Raw genomic sequence first — 21,019 nt, forward strand, 5'->3', positions numbered from 1 at the left:
AGGTCTTCACCGGGGCCGAGCCGACTATGACCGTCCCCCGGGGCCAGAAAGACTTGACACAGTCACCTCATCAACCTCAATGGGCAATACAGCTAGTATTCACGTCATGGCAGCCCCAAAGCCCGCTGACGTGGACTCGGCCGAGTTCAGCTCGCTGAATGAGGAGTTTTATCGCGCAGACCCTGCCGAGGTCATCGAACACCGCCTATGGATGCTGGCTGCCTTCCTGGCCGACGAATCGACGAAGACCGGTGTGCAGGAGGAACTGGCCCTGAGCCGAGATGAAGTTCCGTCCCGGAAGGATCGAGTCCAGTTTGCGGCCCTCGAGAGCACTCTTATCTTTCATCAGGCTGCGGAGACGCTCCTTCGATTGTGTCTTGCCCATTGGGCGGATGCGCCCTGCCCCTGGTTCGAGATGGCGAAACTTAGACAGCCGAGAGTCTTCCCTCAGAAAGTCGCGCATATCACCAGTTCGTTGGATACCGATGAAACGATAAACGAGCTTCTGCGTATCGTGAGCTGCAGCGCGGATCAGGGTGTCATCGAGGCGGGCGTCACATGGAGGCACGAGGATGGCTGGGAGCGGCACCGCCAGGGACTGAGAGAACTTGTACGCCATTGCTGTGATGCGATCCGGGACGGAGCCGATTTGTATAACGCAGGCAAGCATGGGCTCGCCATCCTGCCGTCGGAGAAGGGGATGAGCATCGGCGATGGGGATCTGATATCCGTTCGGGGCCCTTCGCTGACTGTGATCGAGCGACATGTGCAGGATGGCGATCCTCGCTGGGCGAAGGTTACGCACTGGGTGAAGTACAAGGAGTCGGTCGCCATCACGGCGAGGATCGTGTCCGCAGTTCGCTCACTTTGGGAGTGTGGCAAGAATCGGCGGCGTGGTGGTGGCGACCTGACCCGCCTATGGATCTTCGACAAGGAAGAATGGGACCGGATCCGTTTGAGCGACACGGAGTTTGGCTTCCACGTCTCGACAATGAGCGAAGTTCTATTTGACCTTGAGCACCCGATGTTCACTCCGACACCGTCTAATGCCTAGCTCAGATCGTAGCGATGGACCCCCGCGGTTTCGCTGGCGTCACCAATTTGCGCAGCGCGTTTGGGGATCCGCTTACGGGCGGCGTGACTGCGCGTCCGTGACAATACGGTCAGTCACTGGCGGTCGGCTAGCGTTGGTGGAGCGGTGGCAAGAAGTCCCGCGTGGGCGCAAGCAAAGATTCTTCGGGTTGTGTCGATCTGGCCTCGCGCCGTTCGACCTGTGGGTGAGAAGGTCGAAGCGCGACCTTCCGGAATCAAGGAGCATTAGATGGCCAAGTACATGTTGATCATGCGGGCGACCGACGAGTCGTTCGCGAACTTCGCGAACACAGACTTCGCGGAGATCATGGAGAGCATGGGCAAGTTCAACGACGAGTTGATTCGTGCCGGTGTCCTGCTGGCGGCCGAGGGCCTGGACGATCCGAACGAGGGCGTTGTGGTCGATTTCACCGGCGAGACGCCGGTAGTCACCGACGGCCCGTACGGGGAGACCAAGGAACTGTTCGGCGGCTACTACATCCTCGATGTCGCGTCGAAGCAGGAAGCCGTCGAGTGGGCCAAGCGGGCGCCGCTCACGGCGGGTAGCAAGACCGAGATCCGCCGCGTGACGACGATCGACGAGTTCCCGCAGGACAACCAGTGGATCCAGAAGGAACGCGCCTGGCGCGAGCTGACCGGGCAGCTCTGAACCGACGGTGAGCACCGTGGAGGCGCGGGGCGCCGTCGAGGCGGTGTGGCGGATGGAGTCCGCCCGTATCGTCGGCGCCCTCGCCCGCTATACGGGCGACTTCTCGCTGGCCGAGGATCTCGCGCAGGAAGCCCTCGCCGAGGCGCTGGTCTCCTGGTCCGTAAACGGCGTGCCGGCCGAACCGGCAGGGTGGCTGCTCACCACGGGCCGCCGCCGTGCCATCGATGCCTTCCGGCGGCGCGCCGGGCGCGACGAACGCTACGCCCTCCTCGCCCGGGGCCTGGACGACTCGACGCCCGGAGCGGACGCGCTGTTCGACCCCGACGCGATTGATGACGACGTGCTCGGGTTGATGTTTATCTCGTGCCATCCCGTGCTGTCGAAGGAGGCACGGATCGCATTGACGCTGCGGGTGGTTGCCGGACTGGGCAGCGACGAGATCGCCAAGGCGTTCCTTGTTCCGGTGGCGACGATCCAGGCACGTATCACGCGGGCCAAGAAGACGCTGGCCGCCGCGCGGGTGCCATTCGCTGTGCCCGATAGGCAGGAGTTGACCGAGCGGCTCGGCTCGGTGCTTCAGGTCGTCTACCTGATCTTCACGGAGGGCTCGTTCGCATCGGGCGGCGAGGAGTGGATCCGTACGGATCTGGCGGGCGAGGCCCGCCGGCTTGCCCGCGTACTGGTGCGGCTGGCGCCCGTGCCCGAGGTATTCGGGCTGCTCGCGTTGCTGGAACTCACGGCGGCCCGTTTTCCGGCCCGACTCGATGCGTCCGGCCGCCCGGTGCTTCTGGAGGACCAGGACCGGCGGCTGTGGGACCAGTCGGCGATCCGGCGCGGGCGTGCGGCGCTGGCGCGGGCCGTGGGGGGCGGACGTGGACTGGGCGCATACGGCCTCCAAGCCTCCATCGCCGAGTGTCACGCGGTGGCTCGTTCGGTTGCCGAAACGGACTGGCAGCGGATCGTCATCCTCTACGAGGCCCTCGGGCGGCTGACGCCTTCGCCCGTCATCGAACTCAACCGAGCGGTCGCGGTCGCGATGGCCGCCGGTCCCGCGGAGGGTCTCGAACTCGTGGACGCGATCGTGTCGCGGGGCGAACTGACCGGATCGCACCTGCTCCCCGCGATCCGCGGCGAGATGCTCACCCGGCTCGGTCGTCGCGACGAAGCGCGGTCCGCACTTCTTCGGGCCGTTGAGCTGTGCGGGAACGCCGCCGAACGCGCGGCGCTGGAGCGCAAGGTCGACGGCGTCAGCCGACCGTAAAGGAGGCCCGCCGCCGGACCGGCGACGCACGAAGACCCCAACAGTCGTTACCCAGATGCTTGACACGGTCGTTCGCCGGCGCCGATTACCACCACAAGCCGGCACAGACCTGGCGGTGATCCTCAACGGCCGTCCCGCCGAGCGATCGGCTTACGGGCACTAGGGGGCATTTAGCGCTGCGATTCACAGCCCGTTGCTGCCGGTAAGGGTATCATTTTCAGTCGTCGGCACGGAATGTCAGGAGTCGGGTTCGCTGTCGGGTTTTTCGTTGTGCTCGTGTCATGGCGCGGTAGACGGTGGACCGGCCTGCAGAGAGCAGACCGGCCAGCGTATACGTGGTGTACCCGGCGGGGGCAGGCGGTTCTGGGTCACTGTTGCCTAGCCGCCGTCGCTGATGTCTTCCAGGAACCACTGGGTAGCGGGCGGGTTCCGGCGCAGGGTGAAGGTCCGCAGTGCGGAGTTTGAGCTGAGACGGACCTGGACCCGCCAGTATTCGATGCTCACCAGGCCACCGCTGCCCACGGCCGCCGCGGACCGGGTGTCCCACCAGGCGTCCCGGGCGAACCAGTGCACCGGGTCCGCCGCCACGGCCCAGATCCGGCCCTCGTGCCGGACGGCCAGGGGAGTGCCGGCCGGGGTGAACCGGACGTCCACGGCAACGTCCAGAGTTGGTTCATTCGCTACTGCTGTCACGGTCTACGCGTTCTCCCAAGTTTCTGGTCATCATTTCTTCCCGGCGGGTGACCGCCGAACTCCACACCCAGGTCCGGTAGGTCACCGGACCGTCTTGCCATGTCACTTCCGCGGCTTTGGCGGTCCACGCGTAGACCTCGCCGTCGACCAGCTCGGCGCAGTTCGGGAACGGGCGCGATGGAGCGTTTCTGACTATCCGTTTGCGGTGTACGTATCCCTAGCTAACGTCTGACGACTGCGCCAACGTAAGGTCGCTTGACATTCGTTGTTCCAATTCCTGCCGCCCGAAGAAGGATGCGTGTTCCTCATTAGCTTCCTCGGTGCAGTGAAACTTTAGTCCGGTCAGTACGATCACAAGCATGACGATTGAGATGGCAGAAGCCCGCGGAACGGTCATGATACGGCCCTGGCGGGTTGGAGTGCTGGTCGACACCCGATCGCCGGCTGAGGTCCGAGAAGCCATTGCCAACCTCAGCTCGGTGTGGGGCGGACGTTCAATGCCGATCTTCGATAAGAACACTCCCATCCCTGAGTTAGAAAAACTCGGTGAGATGTTTGGCGTCGACTCGCTTTACGCTGAAGTCACTGAAAGCCCCTCGCCGAGTTTTTGAGAATGCCAGGTTGGGCCTGGCGGGGTCGAGCACAATGGGGACCCTTTGGCAGCGAAGAAAACGGCACCTTCCGCAAAGGGTTGCTTCCGCTAAACGAATTTCTCGACGAACCGAGTCAGCCCGTCGTGCCAACCTGGTCCGCCAATAACTCTGCTGATCTAGCTTTCGCCGCGATCTGGGGGCTTCCGGACAAGATCGGCACCGATCAGGACTCAGTTCCATATATGGATCTGCTCACATTGCGACCGTCAGGCACGGCCGGGCTGGGGGTATTGGCAGCCACAATGCTCCACATCCACCCCGAACACCAAAGCGGCCGCGGAAGTCAGGACGGCATATTCATCCTGCGCCCCGAGGACATCGTCAGGTTCTGGAACATGCGTGCGCTTGACGGCTCAGTCTTGGGAATTCCATCTGACGCGGCTCCTGAGTTAGCTGACGCACTACTCAAGGTCACGCCGGGAGGGGGCGTGGGACCACCACCTCGTGGGTCGATGTCGTATTTGGGCGGAGCAGTACGCCGACGCGCTTAAGGTAATTCACTGTGAGAGAGCTTTCGATGATTCGGGCACCGGGAACAGCGGAGAGGAAGCGGTCCTCGATGTCGAGGACCTCGGCGGGCGAACCAAGCCACATAGTGAAGGTGAAGTTGCTGGTATCTGTGGTCGAGGCGCAGAGCCGTAGTTCACGGAAACCCCGCAGCGCGTCGACAGCTCGACGCCGGTCATCCGGCGGGAGGCTGGCGAACCACTGGCACTGAACGGGGTATCCGGAGTAGTCCTGCGCTACTTCGCAACGGAAAAGCAGGGAGCCGCCGGACAATATACGGTTCAACTGCCGGCGGGCTGTGACCGGATGCAGTCCCGTTGCCTCCGCGACTTCCACCGCCGTTGACCGTCCGTTTCGGCTGAGGACTTGGACGATCGGCCAGTATGACGACGGCTCCGGCCCGGTGTAAGTGCCCGCGCCTTGCCGGGCCAGGCTGCGCAGCTGCGCACGCTGCGCTGCGTTGAGCGCATTGAGGCTCCATGCATCAGCACTGGCGTGCAGGGCAGTGCACATGGCACTGCGGTAACTGGCGATGTTCGGAATCCGCGCGATCTCTGGAAGCACGATACGGGTCAGCTCCGCCCAGCTGGGGGTCACCACCGTGAGCACGAAATCGCGGTTGCGTGCCGATTCCTCGACGGAAACCACCTCCGGAATCGCGCAAAGCGCGGCCCCTACCGCAGCCCGGTGCCGCAGCTCGCAATCCACTTCCACGAAAGTCATGGTCATCGCTGCCGGGTCGCCGATCAGATGGGCCGTTACCCATGCGACACCGCTGCTCCGCAGCCGCTCCCACTGGGCGGCCAGCGTGGTCGGATGCCTGTCCAGCACGGCGCCGGCATCCTGCCAGCTGATCCGTGGGACCAGCTGGAGAACACTGATCAACGCCCGGTCATCCTCGGAAAGATCGATAACTGCCATCCTCCTTTTGATCGTTATTGCAGTTTTTTCTACAAATTTTGTTCCTTTACTGGATTCTAGGACACTGTGAGTCGCGCCACACAATAATTGTCTTCGTTGCTATCCCAAGGAGTACTACCGATGACAGCTATTGCTGACGCCTACCAACTCAAGGACGAGGTCGTCCGCCTGCGCCACCGCCTGCACCAGGAGCCCGAGATCGGTCTGACCTTGCCGCGAACCCAGGAAAAGGTCCTTGAGGCGCTGGACGGGCTGCCGTACGAAATAACGCTCGGCCAGGACACTACCTCCGTCACGGCAGTGCTCCGCGGCACCGCGCCGGTTTCCGGCAGCGCTGCCCCTCGTCCGCTGGTGCTGCTGCGCGCAGACATGGACGGCCTGCCGGTCCAAGAGGCCACCGGGGTGGACTACAGCTCCCGGATCGACGGTGCAATGCATGCGTGCGGTCACGATCTGCACACCGCTATGCTTGCGGGCGCCGCCACGTTGCTGGCCGAGCGAAGACATCAGCTGGCCGGCGACGTCATACTGATGTTCCAGCCCGGCGAGGAAGGCTTCGACGGTGCGGGAGTGATGCTCCGCGAGGGCGTGCTGGATGCCGCCGGACGGCGCCCGGACGCAGCGTACGGGCTGCACGTTCAGTCCGCGGTGGAACCCCATGGACGGTTCTCCACCAAGCCGGGCGTCCTGCTGTCTGCTTCGGACGGGCTCGTGGTCACCGTGCACGGCGCCGGGGGGCACGGCTCCGCGCCGCATGCCGGCAAGGACCCGGTAACCGTCGTGGCCGAGATGGTCACGGCACTCCAGGTGATGGTCACGCGCCAATTCAACATGTTCGATCCCGTGGTGCTCAGCGTTGGCATCCTGCAGGCCGGGACCAAGCGCAACATCATTCCTGACTCGGCCCGGTTTGAGGCGACAGTTCGCACCTTCTCTGAAACGAACCGCGAAAAGATGATGACGGTGGTGCCCAGGCTGCTTGAAGGCATTGCCGGCGCGCACGGGCTGGAGGTCACGGTCAGTTACATGCCCGAGTATCCGCTGACCGTGACGGACCGTGGCGAGACCGAGAACGCCGAACGGATCATCGCCGGGCTTTTCGGGGACTCACGGTATTCTCGGCTCGCCCATCCGCTCAGCGCGTCCGAGGACTTCTCCCGGGTCCTGGCCGAAGTGCCGGGGAGCTTTATCTGCCTCTCTGCCGCGGATCCGGCGACGGATTACCGCACCGCTGCCTTCAATCACTCACCGTTCGCCACCTTCGATGACAACGTCCTGGCCGACGGCACTGCCCTCTACACGACGCTCGCCCTGACCCGCGTCGCTGAGCTGGCAGCCCTCTGACTCGAAAGCCCCTTCCTGCACGTTTTGATTCAGTTCTTTCACCTTAAGGAGCCACACCGCATGGACACACCCACTCAATCCGCGCTGGACGCCGCCCGTCCTGCCGGGCAGGCGCCGTCAGCACCTCCGGGCAGCAAACGCCGGACCATCATCGGCACTGGCATCGGCAACGCCGTGGAATGGTATGACTGGGCGATCTACGCGACCTTCGCGCCTTTCTTCGCCGGCCAGCTGTTCAACAACGCCGACCCTGCCTCGGCGGTGTTGTCCACGTTGGCGATCTTCGCAGTGGGTTTCCTCGCCCGGCCCCTCGGGGGCTTCGTGTTCGGCTGGCTCGGTGACCGGATCGGACGTAAATACTCCATGACACTGGCGGTTGGCCTGGCCTCACTGGGCAGCCTGCTCATTGCCATTGCTCCAACGTACGCCGCCATGGGCGCCCTCGCGTCGTTGACCCTGCTGGTTGCCCGGTTGATCCAGGGCCTCGCCCATGGAGGTGAGCTGCCTTCTTCCCAGACCTACCTATCCGAGATGGCCCCGCCCGCCAAACGCGGTTTCTGGTCAACGCTGATTTACTTCTCGGGAACCATTGGCATTATTGCCGGCACGCTGCTCGGCGCGGTGTTGACGGTGGTGTTGAGCAAGGAAGACATGCTGGCCTGGGGCTGGCGGGCACCGTTCCTTGTAGGTGCGTTGATGGGCCTGTACGCCCTGATTATGCGGGCGGGCATGAAGGAGTCCGAGGTCTTCGACAGTGTGAGCGCGGCGGCACAGAAACGCGAACCGCTATGGCCCCAGATTGTCCGTCACCGTAAGCAGGCTCTGCAGGTGATCGGCCTGACAGTTGGCGGAACTGTTGTTTACTACACGTGGGGCGTCCTGGCTCCCACCTACGCCGCTACTACGCTAGGCATAGACCGCGGCGCAGCCCTGTGGTCCGGCGTCATCGCCAACCTGGTCTTCCTGGTTGCCCTGCCATTGTGGGGAAAGCTCTCGGACAGGATCGGCCGCAAGCCAGTCATGTGGGTGGGGATGATCGGAGCAGCCGTAATGCACTTTCCCATGACCTGGCTGCTCAAAGACTCGCCATGGCAGCTGGTGGTTTCCATGTCAGTCATGCTGATCTTCATCGCGGCCTCCGCCGGTATCATGCCGGCGCTCTACGCTGAGCTCTTCCCAACCAGCATCCGCACCGTGGGAGTGGGAGTGCCCTACTCCCTCTGCGTGGCAATCTTCGGCGGAACTGCACCGTACCTGAACGTCTGGCTGACCACCGCGGTCGGTCCCAACGCCTTCGCCTTCTACACCGTGGCCCTGCTGACGGTCAGCATTCTCTTCATCTTCACGCTCCCCGAGACCAAGGGTAAAGACCTGCACGAGGCGGAAGACTGACACACCCACCCTCTCTGGAGCCTGGCGCTCTATGAGGAAATGGACGCGACTGATACTACAGTCGCGTCCATTTCCTCCATTTGAGGGGTCTGTTAAGTCTTCCGTGTAACTGCGCTGTGCAGTTCCGCCCGGCAGACCTCACCGTGGGACCTGCACTCTGTTTCTTGAAAACGGTGTGCGACGCCGGAATTGCGTCGCAGGTCCCGGCACCCAGCGCGTACCTTCCTTCGTGGGCTGGGCCGACTAGGCTGACCCGCTGGTACGGAGCAGATGATGGCCGTGGATGCAGTTTCCCCGTTGTTTGGACGCCGATCAACAACTGCTACGAGCCTGAGCAAGGAGGAACAGGCCACACTGGCCGCACTCCTGCGTAAGGTCTCCGACAACGCAGAACACGCCCTGACCACCAAGCCGCCACCGGCAGACATTTTGTGTGCACGCGCGACTTCCGTGAAAACCTAAGCCCCGCGCCGCACACAGAGGCGGCTGGGAGACGGTCCTGTCGTAAGCGTTCCAGCATCGACGGCGCACTCCGGCGCCTACGATAAATGAGTTCGGGCCGTGGCGAGCCAGGGGAGGCATCGAACTTACGGTGGCGCCGTTGCCCAGGTGCGCGTCCCGGTATCAGGGCGACGTGTGGGTGCAGGCGACTTCTGACATTCAGTGCAGGCGGCTTCTGAAAATGACAGGATTTCCCAGTTCGGCCACACCCCGACTGTCTCAAAACCCGTCCAATAAACGCGGAGTCTCACAACGGCCAAATTGACCGGGTTTAAGAGAATAGCGGGGCGGCCATGGCTGAGATCGGGTACCCGAGAGTTTCGATCACGGAACAGAGCATCGATCTGCAGCTCACGACCTCTCCACGCTCCCAGGCGTGGACAGCTGGAGCGTTGGGATTGGGGGGTCCGTTTGGGAACGCTGGGCGGCCGCTTTCTAAGCGGGTCTAAGGCTCCGATTCCTTAGGATCTCCCTCAAGCTGGGCCGTGGGAGGCAACCGCGGCGGATTAGGGATGCTCATCTTCCGGCGCCACGTGTCGCTGGGCAGCGTTCGCAGACGGACCCGTATACGGCATCGTGCGATACGTTGTCGTTGAGACGGGTCTTGCTGGCGGGTTTAAGACGCTGGCTGCTGTTGCAAAAGATGGGTCCGGAGTTCCTGCAGGGTCGGCGGATTCGCGCCCGGGCGCCGCCCCCGCCGACGTCGACGCCTGGCTGTCCTTGTGGGCCCCCGAACTGGGCAAACCAGCAACCGCGGTCATAGTCGAAAACGTAGACCTGCTGCCCGCGTGGGCAGCACAAGAACTCCACGCCCAAGCCCGCAGCGCAGTTCGGTCACTTCCCCTTTCCCAGAGCGGGAGCGCGCCAACGCTCGCGTGGGCCGTTACAGCGGCGAGGCACGACGGCATCCCGCAACCCCTGGCAGGCATGGTCGATACGGTGATTTCTGTTCCCGCTCTGCGGGAACGCGGCGAGGATGTCCTGCACTTGGCCAGATACGCCGCCCGCCAAACCCGCCTGCGGGAAATTAACTTCACTGCCGCCGCAGAAAAAGCATTGATTGCCCATAGCTGGCCGGACAACGTTGACGAGCTTTTCACCGTTATCCACGCCGCCGCTGTCCAGACAGAGACCATCGACGTCAGCCATCTGCCTGCCTACCTTCTGGGCGGGAGCAGCCGGCACCTGAGTCGGATCGAGGCGGTGGAACGTGACGAGATCGTCCGCTGTCTCTCCAAGCCCGGGGTTACAGTAAGCGGGGCGGCAGCAGAACTGGGCATCAGCAGGGCGACCATCTACCGGCGCATGGCCAGGCTGGGGATCACAATCCCGAAGTAGGCAGACCCGGCCCGGACCCTTGGGACCCCCTAAGTTGCCCACTGTGTCATCCCGAGAGGAGATTGTCCTCCTACCAACCTCGACACCAACTGTCTAACTAGGAATGGCGCTGCCCTCGAGAGGGCGCCGCCATACGTTTAGCTTCGCGAAACCACTGTAAGCAAAAGGCTAGCCACGCGTGCCCACCTCGAGCGAGGGCCACGACCGGATTCGTTATGTTTCCGGGAGTCCCCAGTGCTCGCAAGGGCTGGAATGCAGTTCGAGTCCCACCTCGGGCACAGCATTCCCCCTCGTCAGAGGGGGTTTTTGCTTTACGTGTGTACATTGACCTTGCCTGGATCCCTCTGACGCTTGTTGCGGCTGGTGCCTGGCCGCCGCGGTGGCCTGTTCGGTTGTGTGGGTGGCGGGATCGGGGTCCCGGCTAGTGGGCCCTCCGCCTGCTGGGATGTGGGGTCATCTGGGTCTCCCTCCTGGCCTGTTCTGGTGGCCCTGGGTGGTCTTGTACCTATTCATGCCGCTCGTTCCAGCTGACGACATGACCCGCGGGGATTGCTTGAGGGTCTTGCGTTCCGGTTCACTGGTTCCTGCCGGCGTGGGAGGGCTGGTTGCCGTTTGTCCGGTCAAGAAGGGAGTGCACACTGTTCACACCGGAGTGAGTGTTCAGCCGTTGATCCTTTGTGGCTCCCTCCTTGCATACTTCTGCTGACACGTGTTCATGCTCTCGCGAGTTCTGTGTGACCTGACCGCCAAACCCCGCCATCTGCTCACCGAGGCGGGCATCGGATACCGGTCCATGTCTCAGAGACACGCGGGCGGGGATGCCCGGATCAGATCTCAAGTCCTCTGGAATAGGCGGCGGGCATGGTGGGTACTAGGGTCAGGAAGGATCGTTGCGCGCATCTGGTCCGGAACCCGGCGGGAATTTTCGGTCCGGGCCGGCGTTAGGTCTGAGTATGAAAGCAATCGTGTACCGTGCCACCGGTGATCCGTCTGTTCTCGAGCTCGTCGACCGCGAGATCCGCGACCCGGGGCCCGGGGAGGCGCGCGTACGGATCGTGGTCTCCGCGGTGAACCCCACCGACTGGAAGTCGCGCCGCGGCGCCAAACCGGGCGAGCCCTTGCCCTTCGCGTCGGTCGTGCCGAACCAAGACGGCGCCGGAGTGGTGGACGCCGTTGGACCCAGTGTCGAGCATCTCCACGTCGGTGACAGGGTCTGGCTGGCCTTGGCCGCCTACCAGCGCGCCGACGGCGGGACAGCGCAGGAGTTCGCCGTCCTGCCGGCCGAGCGGGTCTTTCCGCTGCCGGAGAACGCCGGGTTCGACGTCGGCGCAAGCCTTGGCGTTCCCGCGATCACCGCCCACCGTGCACTGACCATCGCCGAGGACGGCCCGCGGCGGCTGCAGCCGGGAAGCCTGGACGGCAAAGTAGTTCTCGTCGCTGGAGGGGCCGGCGCCGTGGGCCATGCGGCGATCCAGCTCGCCAAGTGGGCCGGCGCCGTTGTGATCACGACCGTGAGCGGACCGGCCAAGGCTGCGCTGGTCACGGCTGCCGGCGCCGATCACGTCATCAATTACCGGGAAACCCACGCGGCCGCGGAGATCCGCCGGATCGCTCCCGAGGGCGTCGACCAGATTGTAGAGGTGGCACCCGCGCAGAACGCGGAACTCGACCTGGCGGTGGTCCGCAACCGCGGCTCGATCGCGGTCTACGCCAACAACGGCGGCGATCAGGTGAGTCTGGACGTGCGCAGGCATTTCAGCCTCAACGTCCGCTACCAGTTCGTGCTGCTCTACACCGTTGGCATGGCGGCCGTACAAGCCGCCGCCGAGGACATCAATGCGGCCATCGCCGACGGCGCCCTGCCGGTGGGAGAGGCCGCAGGCTTGCCGCTGCATCGTTTTGACCTGGCTGACACGGCTGCGGCCCACGCGGCGGTGGAAGAGGGCATCGTCGGCAAGGTGCTGATCGATGTGTCACCGGGCTAGCCAATATCGCTTCGGGAGCCTCGCGGGGATCATCACGCCGTGCAGCCGCGGGACTGAGCGGGCCGAGCAGTCCGGACTGCGGACCGGCAGCCCGGTACAGAAGGCCTCGTCTTCCGAGATGAAGTCCGGAGCGAAGAACGCAGCGGCCCAGCCGATAGCGGAATAGCTCATCAGGATCCCAGCCACCGGGACCCACCCTGGACCTGTCGCCACGACGACGGCGGCGGCCAGGATAGGCCCCAGACCGCAGGAAAGCACGGCACCGAAATCCTTGATCGCGCTCATCAGCTGCGATTCACACTGTTGGGGAATTGTCGCGATGGGGGATCGGGCGGAGGCGTCGCACTGGAGGACCGGCTTGCGGGGCACGCTTATCCGGGATGCTGTCGTCTCAGAACTGGATCCATGACCTGCGCTCCCCGGCGCCCACGTCTAGGGCACGACTAGCGATTCTCGATTCGATCGCTTCTAGGCATTTTTCGTCGGTGATAAGGACACTGGTGGCGCCACGAGTCGGTTGTACCGAAGGTCACTAGATCACGGCCCCAGGAAAACCATCACCGAACAGCCGCTCAACCTGGTGATTGGATCTTCTGGCCGTTCCGCGGAGGGGGCGCCGGGAAGAGGTGCGTGGGGACCGTCGAACGACGGTCCCCACGCATGTTTGACTTGCAGGTTGGCTACCGTGGTGTGAGTTCGGCCGTTGCCTCTGCGGCGCGGGGGGCGGCCGGGGCTGTGAAGTTGCGGCGCTGTTCTCGGCGTTCCATAGCGGTGGCCAGTAGTCCGAGGGCGATGTTGACGGTCATGAAGCCCAGTGCTGCGACGATCTGTGCCTGGAGAAGTGAGCGGCTGTAGTACGTGCCGATGACGGTCGCGCTACGCAGCAGTTCAAGGTAGCCGCCGAGCACGAAGGCCAGCGCGGTGCCCTTGAAGAGGATCACCATCTGGCTCACGAGGGCAGGGCTCATGGACCGCAGCGCCTGGGGCAGGAGGACCAGTTGCATGGTCCGGATCCCGGAGAATCCCAGGGCGTGCGCTGCTTCGGTTTGTCCGGAGGGAATGGCCTTTATTCCTGAGCGGAGGAGATCTCCGACGACGGCGCTGCTGAAGAGTGTCAGGGCGATGACGAGGAACCAGAAGTCGGAGAGTTTCAGCCCGTAGGAGGGCAGGACCAGGGACGTGAAGTAGAGCAGCAGGAGTAGCGGCACGCTGGCGAAGACGTCCGTAAACACACGGCAGGCGATGCGGACGGTTTTGCGGCGGGACAGCAGGCCGAAGGCGAGCAACGAACCAAAGAGCAGGGACAGGGCCATGCCGGCTGCTGCTGCGCGCAGGTTGTTGGCAAGTCCCTCTCCCAGGAGCGCCCACAGCCCCCATTGCGTGAACGGTTTCCATGCCGCGGCGCTGAATTCCCCGTGTGCCTCGAGTACCTGGTAGGCCGTGTACGCGCCGAGGGCCAGAGCGGCGATGCAGATGATTTCGATGACGGCGTGGCGGCGTCGGGCGCGGGGGCCCGGTTCATCGAACAGAGTTTTGGTAGTCATCGGCTGAATGCCGCCTTTCGGTCAATGAGGGCCACGAGCCGGCCGACGATGAGCCCGATCAGCAGGTAGCTGACCGCCGCTCCGCTGAAGATCAGGAACGGCTGGGCCTGGTCCACGGCGGCTTTGTTGGTGGCGAATGTCAGGTCGGCCACGCCGACCAAGGCAGCGACGGAGGTGTTTTTGATCATGGTGATCAGCACGTTTCCCAAGGGCTGGACAACGGTTCCGAAGGCCTGGGGCAATATCAGGTGCAGCATGGCCGGGCGGGGGCCGAACCCGAGGGCGCGGAGGGCTTCCAGTTCGCCTGAGGCGACGGTGTTGAGGCCGGAGCGCAGGGTTTCGCTGACGAACGGCGCCGTGTAGAGGACCAGGACTATTGCCGCCGAGGCGAAAAGAGAGTACTGGATGCCCAGGAGGGGGAGTCCGAAGACGAACAGGACCATTTGGACCGGCAGTGGAATGTTGCGGAAGACCGTGACGTAGGCGGTTGCGGCCACGGTGAGCGTGCGGATCGGGCTGACCCGCATTGCCGTCAGCATGGTTCCGAGTACCAATGCCCCGGTCCAGCCCAGCACGGTGAGTCCGAGGGTTATCACGACTCCGCTGGTGAAGTCCGCGGCATATCCGGAGAGGAAGGACATGGTGACTGCCTAGAGTGTGATGTGAGGTGCGGTGATGTCTGCAGGGCGCACCGCTCCGATGGTGCTGTCGTAGGCCGCCTTCCACTCGCCGTTGTCGGCGATTTTCTTGAGGAACCCGTCGAGGTAGTCGTGCCATGCGGTGTCGCCCTTGGCGGAGCCGATCGCGTATTCCTCCGTGGCGAGGTAGTCTCCGACGATTTTGAAGTCGTCCTTGTTCTGCTCGATCAGGCCCAGGAGGAGGGATTCGTTGGTGACGACGGCGTCGACCCGCTTTTGCTTCAACGCCTGTGCGCATTCGCTGTAGGTGCCGAAGAGGGTGAGTTTTGCCTGGGGGGCCAGGGCGGGGAGGAGCTGGGCGGCCCGTGCGCCTGTGGTGGTGCAGACGGGTTTGCCGTTGAGGTCGTTTTTGGTGGAGATGGATGATTCGTCCTTGCGGACCATGATGGACACGCCGCTCTCCAGATAGGGGCCGGCAAAGGCGACGACCTTTTTCCGTTCGTCGGTGACGGCGTAGGAGGCCAGGATCAGGTCGACTTTGTTCTGCTGGAGGAAGGCCTCGCGGTTGGCCGTTACGGCTTCGACGTATTCGATGTTGTCCTCGCTGCCGGTCAGGTCTTTGGCGATGCGCTTTGCCAGCTCGATGTCCAGTCCTTCCATCTGGCCGGTGACAGGGTTTTTGACACCGAACATCGGTTGATCGAATTTCACGCCGACGATGAGTTTGCCGCGCTGTTGGATCTTGCTCATGGTCGTTCCGGCGGCGAAGCTCTGCGACGGGGTGCTGCTGGCCGGCGAGGGGGAGCTGCCGCAGGCGGTGGCGCCGAGGGCCAGGGTTGCGGCGATCGCGACGGGGGCGAGGATGCGGAGGGTTTTCATGATTGTCCTTTTGGTGTGGGGCGTCGGCGTCGGTGCCGAGGCTGGTTGGGTGGGGGAGGGGATTAGTGCACGGAGGAGAGGAAGCTGCGGGCGCGGTCGCTCTCGGGGGCGGAGAAGAAGGTTTCGGGGTCTGCTGTTTCGACGATGGCGCCGTCGGCCATGAAGATGATGCGGTCTGCGCAGGACCGTGCGAAGGACATTTCATGGGTGACGACGAGCATGGTGGTCCCGCGTTCGGCCAGTTGGCGCATGGTGGCAAGGACGTCCTGGGTGGACTCCGGGTCCAGGGCTGAGGTGGGCTCGTCGAAGAGGATGACTTTGGGGTCCATGGCCAGGGCCCTGGCAATCGCAGCCCGTTGGGATTGTCCGCCGGAGAGCTGCGCGGGGAAGGAGCTGGCTTTGGCGCCGATGCCCACCATGTCCAGGAGTTCGCGGGCGCGCTGTTCGGCCACGGCTTTGTTCTGGCCCAGGATCTTCCGGGGAGCAAGGGTGATGTTGTCCAGGATGGTGCGGTTGGAGAACAGGTTGAAGGACTGGAACACCATGCCGACTTCGGTGCGGAATTTGAACAGTTCCCGTCCTTCGGCGGGCTGCGGTGCACCGTCGACGAGGATCTCGCCGCTGTCGATGGTTTCCAGCCGGTTGATGGTCCGGCAAAGGGTGGATTTACCGGAGCCGGAAGGGCCGAGGACGACGACGACTTCTCCGCGTTTGACGCTCAGGTTGATGTTTCGCAGGGCGTGCAGGGTGCCGAAGTGTTTTTCCACGGCCCGGAATTCGACGACGACGTCGCTTTCCGCAGGGAGTGTTGGGGTGGTTTCGGGCATGGGGGTATTCCTGTCTTGGGTTGCGGTGACGAGGTCTCCTGAACGAAAACCTGATGGATGGGGCGGTTGTGCTGGCCGGTCAGGGGAGGCCGAGCTCCTGGAGGGTGTTTGCCACCCGGTTTTCCTGTTGTTTAAGGAAGGTGCGGAAGGATTCGCCGGTGGTGAAGGCGTCGTCCCAGCCGTTGTCGGAGAGCGCCTGTTTCCAGGCCGGGGAATCATGGAGCCGGGTCAGCGCCTCGATCAGTCTTTTCTGGTCTGCCTCGGGGAGGCCCGGAGGTGCGAGGACACCGCGCCAGTTCGTGAAGACCAGGTCGATCCCAGATTCGCGGAGGGTGGGCGCCTGGATCCGTGCCTGGCGGTTTTTGCCTGAGACGGCCAGTACACGCAGCTGCCCGGAAGCGATCTGCTCCGCGTACTCTGCCAGGCCCGACGTTCCGAAGGTGACCTTCTTCTCCAACAGCGCCGGCAACAGCTCACCTCCGCCGGCATAGGGGCGGTAGTTCACGTCTTTGATCCGGATGCCGGCGGTGCGTGCCAGTTCCATCGGGAAGAGATGATCCGGGCCGCCGGCGGCCGAGCCGCCCCCCACCGTGATGGTTGCCGGCGAGTCCTTCCAGGCTGCGACCAGGTCCCCGACCGTCCGGTAGGGCGAGTCCGAGCGGACCAGGATGCCTTCGGGCTCCTCAAGCATTTTGGCCACGGGCGTGGCGTCGGAGGCGCTGATTTTGGAGCCGGTTGCGTAGCCGGAGCCGACAACACCCAGCCCCATCATCATCATGAGGCCAGGGTTTCCTGCCTCATTCATCAGCCGGGCCATGGCAACGGTGCCGCCGTCGCCTGTGACGTTGAAAATTTCGATGTGCCCGGCGATTCCGGAGTCTTCCATGACCCGGGCCGCGATCCGGGCGGTGATGTCATACCCGCCGCCGGGGCTGTTCGGGACCATCATGCGGGTCGCGGAGAGCGTCTCGGCTCCCGGGGCGGACGATCCACAGGCACTCAAAGTCAGGAGCAGCGCGACGGCTGCGGCTCTCGCGTACTTGGACAGGGTCATTCTGCTCCTCACCTCCTTGTGGTGTCCGCCGGGCCTTGGTGGCGTGGCTACTATCAAAGAGTGACTCAGGTCATGTCGGATGTCACTGTTAGCGAATCAATGGAGGTTGTGGTCTTTGTGGTCACGTTCACTGCCGGGTAGACGCCTCACTTTGTCGGGGCAGTTTCTGCTTCTGCAGCTTGGCGTGATCACGGCCGTTCTGCTGGCGGTCACGATGGTCTCGGTGACCCAGTCCCGGGCGGACTTCGTCGAAGTCCGCGGGCAGCGGATGTTGGCGATCGCAGAAAATCTGGCGTCCACACCGCTGGTCCGCGACGACATCACTGCTCCTCAGGCCTCCATCATGCTGGCGCCGGACGTGGACAAGTCCCGCGCCCTCTCCGGGGCTACGATCGTCGCCATCACTGATGCGCAGGGGACCGTCATTGCGTCCTCGGATCCGCAAACGGTGGGGGACACCGTGGATCTGGCCGCGGACCGGTCCCCTCTCGGGCGGTCCTGGACCGGGGACCTGACGCTGGGCGGCCGGCAGACCATCGGCGCCCGGGTCCCGGTCCTGCAGGCAGACGGAACCGTCAATGGCGTCGCCCTGGTGGCAGAGGAGTACCCTCCTTACGGCAGTGCACTGGCCGGGGCCGTGCCGGATCTGATGTTCTTCCTCGGAATGGGCGCCGCGCTGGGGCTTGCCGGCTCCTGGCTGTTGTCGCGTCTGATCCGCAGACGCACGCGGGGGCTGGAACCGGACGAAATCGCGGAACTGGCCGATAACCGTGAAGCGCTGCTCTACAGCATCCGCGAAGGCGTGATCGGCGTCGGGCTGGACGGCAAGATCACCCTGCTGAACCAGACCGCAACCGACCTGCTGGGGCTCCCGCCTGACGCCGCCGGGACGTCCGTCAAGGAGCTGCCGCTGGACGCGCACCTTAAGGACCTGCTGCTGGAAACGACCAACGGCGAGGAAACAATGGCAGTCAGCGGATCGCGATTGCTTGTGCTCAACCGCCGCACCGTCGGCAGCCACGGCCGGCCGATGGGAACTGTCACCACCCTGCGTGACCGGACCGAACTGGCCGAACTGGAAAGCCGGCTGGCGGCGAACCAGAGCATCACCGAAACGCTCCGCGCCCAGACGCACGAATTCCTGAACCAGCTCCACACCGTGTCGGGCCTGGTCCAGCTGGGCGAATTCGCTGACGTAAGAACCTTCATCGGCACCCTGACCCGCCGCCGCGCGGAGATCAACGATGAAATAGCCCAACGGATCAAAGACCCCTCCGTCGCCGCACTCCTCGTGGCCAAAACAAGCCTCGCCGCCGAATCCGGCATCGAACTTCGACTCTCCGGCGAATCACATCTGGGACCGATGGAGCCCTCACTGGCCGCCGACGTCATCACCGTCCTGGGGAACTTCATCGACAACGCCGTCGACGCCATCGCGGGCCTGGACGACGTCACGGTCCTCGTCGACGTCAGCGACAATGATTCCATGATCACCATCCGAGTCAGCGACCCGGGCCCCGGAGTTCCGGAGGACCTCGAGCAACGCATCTTCACCCGCGGCTTCAGCACCAAACCCGCCCCCGCGGCCGGACGAGGCGTGGGCCTGGCCCTGGTCCGACTCGTATGCTCCAAGCGGCACGGCTCTGTAACGGTCCGCAACGACGCCGGGGCCGTCTTCGAAGCCACGCTTCCCTACGCCGCCGTCGTCAGCCCATGATTGACGTACTCGTCGTCGAGGACGACTTCATGGTGGCCCGGATCCACACCCGGTTCGTTGAGCAGACTCCCGGCTTCCATGTTGTTGGAACGGCGTCCACCGGAAAGGACGCAAGAGAGGCTGTCCAAGGGCTTCGCCCGGACCTGGTCCTCCTGGACGTGCACCTGCCCGACATCAGCGGCCTTGACCTGCTCCGCGAGCTGCGTGCAGCGCGGGTGCCGGTCGGCGTCATCATCATCACCGCCGCCACGGAAGCCCACAGCGTCCGCGATGCCCTGGAAGGAGGGGCAGCCCACTACATCATCAAACCGTTTGAATACGAGGACCTCGCCGCCCAGCTTCGACGATTCCAGGAACGCCATGAGGCGTTGAACCAAGCCCGAGCGGCGGGACAGGAGGACATCAACAAGATCTTCGGATATTCGGCCCGGCCACTGGCCGAAGCCAGCCTCCGACTACCAAAGGGCTTGAGCACCGAAACTGCCACACTCATCGCCGCATCGCTTGAGGGCGGTGGCGAAATTTCCGCCTCTGACTGTGCAGACACCACCGGACTGTCCCGAGTCAGCGTCAGACGCTACCTCGAATACTTTGTCGAGACGGGACAGGCTGCCGTCCGCCTGGAATACGGCCGCGCAGGACGCCCGGAAAGAAAATACCGGCGATCGTGACCGGTGCATAGGAGCAGGACATACGCGCTGTTATGGGCGTTTGGGCAGCGAATTCCCGGTGACAGTTGATGTCTCTCCCATCGCCCGAACCTTCGGAACAGAGGGTTGGCCGCCGCGGCCTGGCTCTTAGGAAAATTGCCAGCCGAGCTCGCGCTCAGGAATGATGAGCTCCGTCGCTACCTTAAGCTCTATGCCATCAACGTGACACAGCCTGCGAAGCCCGTAGCCGTAATTCCCTTAGAACAGCGGCCAGGGCACCGCCGACATCTCACCGCTCGGAGCCGGAAACCGCCCTGCCAAGCGCAACCGGGCGCAGCGCGCGGCGAGCGATGCGATTTCTTCGGCGCTGAGCAAGTCCGCCAGGTTTCGGCCCAGCCCCCCGTGCAGTCCTTCGCTGACACGATCGATGCCGTCGCGTTCCTCGGCGGTCAGAGCGTCTCCCAGCCATCCCCACAGCACCGTGCGCAGCTTGTGGTCACGGTGAAAGGTGAGCCCATGGTCCACGCCGTGCCGGTGTCCGTCCGTCATGGCAAGAATATGGTCGCCTTTGCGGTCGGCGTTGTTGACGACCATGTCGAACACCGCCATGCGTCTGAGCGCTGGCGAGTCTTCGTGAACGAGGGCGACCATCCGTCCGTTCTCATCTCGTCCCTCCAGAACGTGTTTCCAGCCCGTCTCCGGCACGTGGTCCGTCGCCACCAGGTTCACGGCGCTTTGGGCGGGGTCTTGCTCCTGCCAGAGCTGCACCATTCCTTCGCCCATCGGACCATCGCGCAGCCAGGTGTGCGGCACGACGTCCCAGCCGAAGACCTGCGAGACCAGGTAGGCGGCCACCTCCCGGTGGGCCAGGGTGCCGTGGGGAAAATCCCGCAGCGGACTTTCGCCCGCTATCGGCTTATAGACGACCACCACATCGCCGATGCTGCCCAGAAATGTAGCGTTCGAAGCCGTCGTGATGCGGCCGGTGAGCGTCAGCTCGGCGGTCACTAGGTCCGGCGCTGGCATCAGAGCCCGGGAAGGGTGCAGGTGTGCCCGTCGGCGTCTATGGGGTAACCGCAGAGCGGGCACGTCGGACGCCCGGCGCCCACGATCTCACGGGTGCGCTTGGCGAATGCGCGGGCGGTGCCGACCGGCATTCGCACCAGCAGCATTTCGGGCTCGTTAGCGCCGTCCTCATCAAGCGATTCGTCGGCATCGGCATCGGCATCAGCATCGGTGATGGGGTAGGCCTCTAGTAGGACCTGGGCGGTGGTTGGGTCCCAACCTAAGCTCATGGCGCCGGTGCGAAACTGCTCCTGAACGGCCTCGAGCTGGTCATTGTCGACAAGTTCAAGGGGAGTACTCGTGGGAACG

The 21,019-nt window shown here is 63.9% G+C and carries 20 protein-coding genes; 10 read left to right on the forward strand and 10 right to left on the reverse strand.

Features of this window, described 5'->3' with window-relative positions; all coding sequences use genetic code 11:
- Positions 1-106 precede the first annotated feature (106 nt).
- The 3 genes from BLR03_RS21765 (at position 107) to BLR03_RS21775 (ending at position 3,002) form a co-directional block, all read left to right on the forward strand.
- Entirely contained in the window at positions 107-1,054 is a 948-nt protein-coding gene (locus BLR03_RS21765) for a hypothetical protein (RefSeq protein ID WP_139184641.1), read from the forward strand.
- Between the two features lie 267 nt (positions 1,055-1,321).
- Positions 1,322-1,741, forward strand: a complete 420-nt coding sequence (locus tag BLR03_RS21770) for a YciI family protein (protein WP_091256446.1) — start codon at positions 1,322-1,324, stop codon at positions 1,739-1,741.
- 7 nt (positions 1,742-1,748) lie between these two features.
- Positions 1,749-3,002 carry an RNA polymerase sigma factor gene (locus tag BLR03_RS21775; RefSeq protein WP_091256448.1) on the forward strand — a complete coding sequence of 418 codons (1,254 nt, stop codon included), beginning with the start codon at positions 1,749-1,751 and terminating at the stop codon, positions 3,000-3,002.
- A 378-nt stretch (positions 3,003-3,380) separates the two neighbouring features.
- Here the strand turns inward: BLR03_RS21775 and BLR03_RS21780 are convergent, their stop codons facing one another.
- Complete coding sequence (locus BLR03_RS21780; protein ID WP_254788646.1) at positions 3,381-3,695, reverse strand: hypothetical protein; 315 nt, start codon at positions 3,693-3,695, stop codon at positions 3,381-3,383.
- 359 nt (positions 3,696-4,054) lie between these two features.
- Between BLR03_RS21780 and BLR03_RS24195 the strand changes: the two genes are divergently transcribed.
- On the forward strand, positions 4,055-4,306 hold the full coding sequence (locus BLR03_RS24195) for a hypothetical protein (protein WP_139184642.1): 252 nt from the start codon (positions 4,055-4,057) through the stop codon (positions 4,304-4,306).
- A gap of 453 nt (positions 4,307-4,759) precedes the next feature.
- Here the strand turns inward: BLR03_RS24195 and BLR03_RS21795 are convergent, their stop codons facing one another.
- A complete protein-coding gene (locus BLR03_RS21795; RefSeq protein ID WP_254788647.1) occupies positions 4,760-5,776 on the reverse strand; it encodes an Lrp/AsnC family transcriptional regulator in 1,017 nt (338 codons plus the stop codon).
- Positions 5,777-5,896: 120 nt separating this feature from the next.
- Here BLR03_RS21795 and BLR03_RS21800 point away from each other — a divergent pair, with 120 nt between their 5' ends.
- The 4 genes from BLR03_RS21800 to BLR03_RS21815 all read left to right on the forward strand — a co-directional run bounded on the left by BLR03_RS21800 (position 5,897) and on the right by BLR03_RS21815 (position 12,336).
- On the forward strand, positions 5,897-7,120 hold the full coding sequence (locus tag BLR03_RS21800) for a M20 metallopeptidase family protein (protein WP_091256453.1): 1,224 nt from the start codon (positions 5,897-5,899) through the stop codon (positions 7,118-7,120).
- Positions 7,121-7,180: 60 nt separating this feature from the next.
- Entirely contained in the window at positions 7,181-8,512 is a 1,332-nt protein-coding gene (locus tag BLR03_RS21805) for an MFS transporter (RefSeq protein ID WP_091256454.1), read from the forward strand.
- Between the two features lie 1,440 nt (positions 8,513-9,952).
- The gene (locus BLR03_RS25065; RefSeq protein WP_254788648.1) at positions 9,953-10,351 is read left to right on the forward strand and encodes an AAA-type ATPase lid domain-containing protein; all 399 of its coding nucleotides are present in this window, start codon (positions 9,953-9,955) and stop codon (positions 10,349-10,351) included.
- Between the two features lie 953 nt (positions 10,352-11,304).
- Positions 11,305-12,336 carry an NADPH:quinone reductase gene (locus BLR03_RS21815; protein WP_091256456.1) on the forward strand — a complete coding sequence of 344 codons (1,032 nt, stop codon included), beginning with the start codon at positions 11,305-11,307 and terminating at the stop codon, positions 12,334-12,336.
- Here the strand turns inward: BLR03_RS21815 and BLR03_RS24610 are convergent.
- From BLR03_RS24610 to BLR03_RS21845, 6 genes are all read right to left on the reverse strand, one after another.
- The gene (locus BLR03_RS24610) at positions 12,325-12,621 is read right to left on the reverse strand and encodes a hypothetical protein (protein WP_175460662.1); all 297 of its coding nucleotides are present in this window, start codon (positions 12,619-12,621) and stop codon (positions 12,325-12,327) included. The two genes, BLR03_RS21815 and BLR03_RS24610, sit on opposite strands and share 12 nt — an antisense overlap.
- A 395-nt stretch (positions 12,622-13,016) precedes the next feature.
- Complete coding sequence (locus BLR03_RS21825; RefSeq protein ID WP_091256459.1) at positions 13,017-13,880, reverse strand: amino acid ABC transporter permease; 864 nt, start codon at positions 13,878-13,880, stop codon at positions 13,017-13,019.
- Positions 13,877-14,521 carry an amino acid ABC transporter permease gene (locus BLR03_RS21830; protein ID WP_091256461.1) on the reverse strand — a complete coding sequence of 215 codons (645 nt, stop codon included), beginning with the start codon at positions 14,519-14,521 and terminating at the stop codon, positions 13,877-13,879. Before BLR03_RS21830 ends, BLR03_RS21825 begins: the two co-directional genes overlap by 4 nt.
- Before the next feature lie 9 nt (positions 14,522-14,530).
- Positions 14,531-15,397: a glutamate ABC transporter substrate-binding protein gene (locus BLR03_RS21835; protein WP_091256463.1), complete on the reverse strand. Its 867-nt coding sequence runs from the start codon at positions 15,395-15,397 to the stop codon at positions 14,531-14,533.
- A gap of 62 nt (positions 15,398-15,459) precedes the next feature.
- The gene (locus BLR03_RS21840) at positions 15,460-16,224 is read right to left on the reverse strand and encodes an amino acid ABC transporter ATP-binding protein (RefSeq protein WP_091256464.1); all 765 of its coding nucleotides are present in this window, start codon (positions 16,222-16,224) and stop codon (positions 15,460-15,462) included.
- 79 nt (positions 16,225-16,303) lie between these two features.
- On the reverse strand, positions 16,304-17,278 hold the full coding sequence (locus BLR03_RS21845; RefSeq protein ID WP_091256466.1) for a Bug family tripartite tricarboxylate transporter substrate binding protein: 975 nt from the start codon (positions 17,276-17,278) through the stop codon (positions 16,304-16,306).
- Between the two features lie 151 nt (positions 17,279-17,429).
- On the opposite strand from BLR03_RS21845, the gene BLR03_RS21850 reads away from it, so the two are divergent.
- Positions 17,430-18,995 carry a sensor histidine kinase gene (locus tag BLR03_RS21850; protein WP_217639834.1) on the forward strand — a complete coding sequence of 522 codons (1,566 nt, stop codon included), beginning with the start codon at positions 17,430-17,432 and terminating at the stop codon, positions 18,993-18,995.
- Positions 18,992-19,666, forward strand: coding sequence for a response regulator (locus tag BLR03_RS21855; protein WP_091256469.1), 675 nt, complete (start codon positions 18,992-18,994; stop codon positions 19,664-19,666). Before BLR03_RS21850 ends, BLR03_RS21855 begins: the two co-directional genes overlap by 4 nt.
- A gap of 237 nt (positions 19,667-19,903) precedes the next feature.
- Here BLR03_RS21855 and BLR03_RS21860 read toward each other — a convergent pair whose 3' ends face one another.
- Both BLR03_RS21860 and BLR03_RS21865 read right to left on the reverse strand, forming a co-directional pair.
- A complete protein-coding gene (locus BLR03_RS21860) occupies positions 19,904-20,671 on the reverse strand; it encodes an SCO1664 family protein (RefSeq protein WP_091256470.1) in 768 nt (255 codons plus the stop codon).
- A partial coding sequence (locus tag BLR03_RS21865; protein WP_139184643.1) for a DUF3090 family protein occupies positions 20,671-21,019 on the reverse strand: 349 nt, incomplete at its 5' end. The genes BLR03_RS21860 and BLR03_RS21865, both read right to left, overlap by 1 nt.

This window comes from Arthrobacter sp. ok909, assembly GCF_900104405.1.
Classification (GTDB): Bacteria; Actinomycetota; Actinomycetes; order Actinomycetales; family Micrococcaceae; genus Arthrobacter; species Arthrobacter humicola.

Bases quoted from the DNA above. Each gene is read 5' to 3' on its own strand.
- BLR03_RS21855 (WP_091256469.1), top strand. From the start codon at position 18,992: ATGATTGACGTACTCGTCGTCGAGGACGACTTCATGGTGGCCCGGATC.
- BLR03_RS21770 (WP_091256446.1), top strand. From the start codon at position 1,322: ATGGCCAAGTACATGTTGATCATGCGGGCGACCGACGAGTCGTTCGCG.
- BLR03_RS24195 (WP_139184642.1), top strand. From the start codon at position 4,055: ATGACGATTGAGATGGCAGAAGCCCGCGGAACGGTCATGATACGGCCC.
- BLR03_RS21835 (WP_091256463.1), bottom strand. From the start codon at position 15,397: ATGAAAACCCTCCGCATCCTCGCCCCCGTCGCGATCGCCGCAACCCTG.
- BLR03_RS21840 (WP_091256464.1), bottom strand. From the start codon at position 16,224: ATGCCCGAAACCACCCCAACACTCCCTGCGGAAAGCGACGTCGTCGTC.
- BLR03_RS21800 (WP_091256453.1), top strand. From the start codon at position 5,897: ATGACAGCTATTGCTGACGCCTACCAACTCAAGGACGAGGTCGTCCGC.
- BLR03_RS21825 (WP_091256459.1), bottom strand. From the start codon at position 13,880: ATGACTACCAAAACTCTGTTCGATGAACCGGGCCCCCGCGCCCGACGC.
- BLR03_RS21805 (WP_091256454.1), top strand. From the start codon at position 7,181: ATGGACACACCCACTCAATCCGCGCTGGACGCCGCCCGTCCTGCCGGG.
- BLR03_RS21765 (WP_139184641.1), top strand. From the start codon at position 107: ATGGCAGCCCCAAAGCCCGCTGACGTGGACTCGGCCGAGTTCAGCTCG.
- BLR03_RS24610 (WP_175460662.1), bottom strand. From the start codon at position 12,621: ATGAGCGCGATCAAGGATTTCGGTGCCGTGCTTTCCTGCGGTCTGGGG.
- BLR03_RS21795 (WP_254788647.1), bottom strand. From the start codon at position 5,776: ATGGCAGTTATCGATCTTTCCGAGGATGACCGGGCGTTGATCAGTGTT.
- BLR03_RS21845 (WP_091256466.1), bottom strand. From the start codon at position 17,278: ATGACCCTGTCCAAGTACGCGAGAGCCGCAGCCGTCGCGCTGCTCCTG.
- BLR03_RS21860 (WP_091256470.1), bottom strand. From the start codon at position 20,671: ATGCCAGCGCCGGACCTAGTGACCGCCGAGCTGACGCTCACCGGCCGC.
- BLR03_RS21815 (WP_091256456.1), top strand. From the start codon at position 11,305: ATGAAAGCAATCGTGTACCGTGCCACCGGTGATCCGTCTGTTCTCGAG.
- BLR03_RS21830 (WP_091256461.1), bottom strand. From the start codon at position 14,521: ATGTCCTTCCTCTCCGGATATGCCGCGGACTTCACCAGCGGAGTCGTG.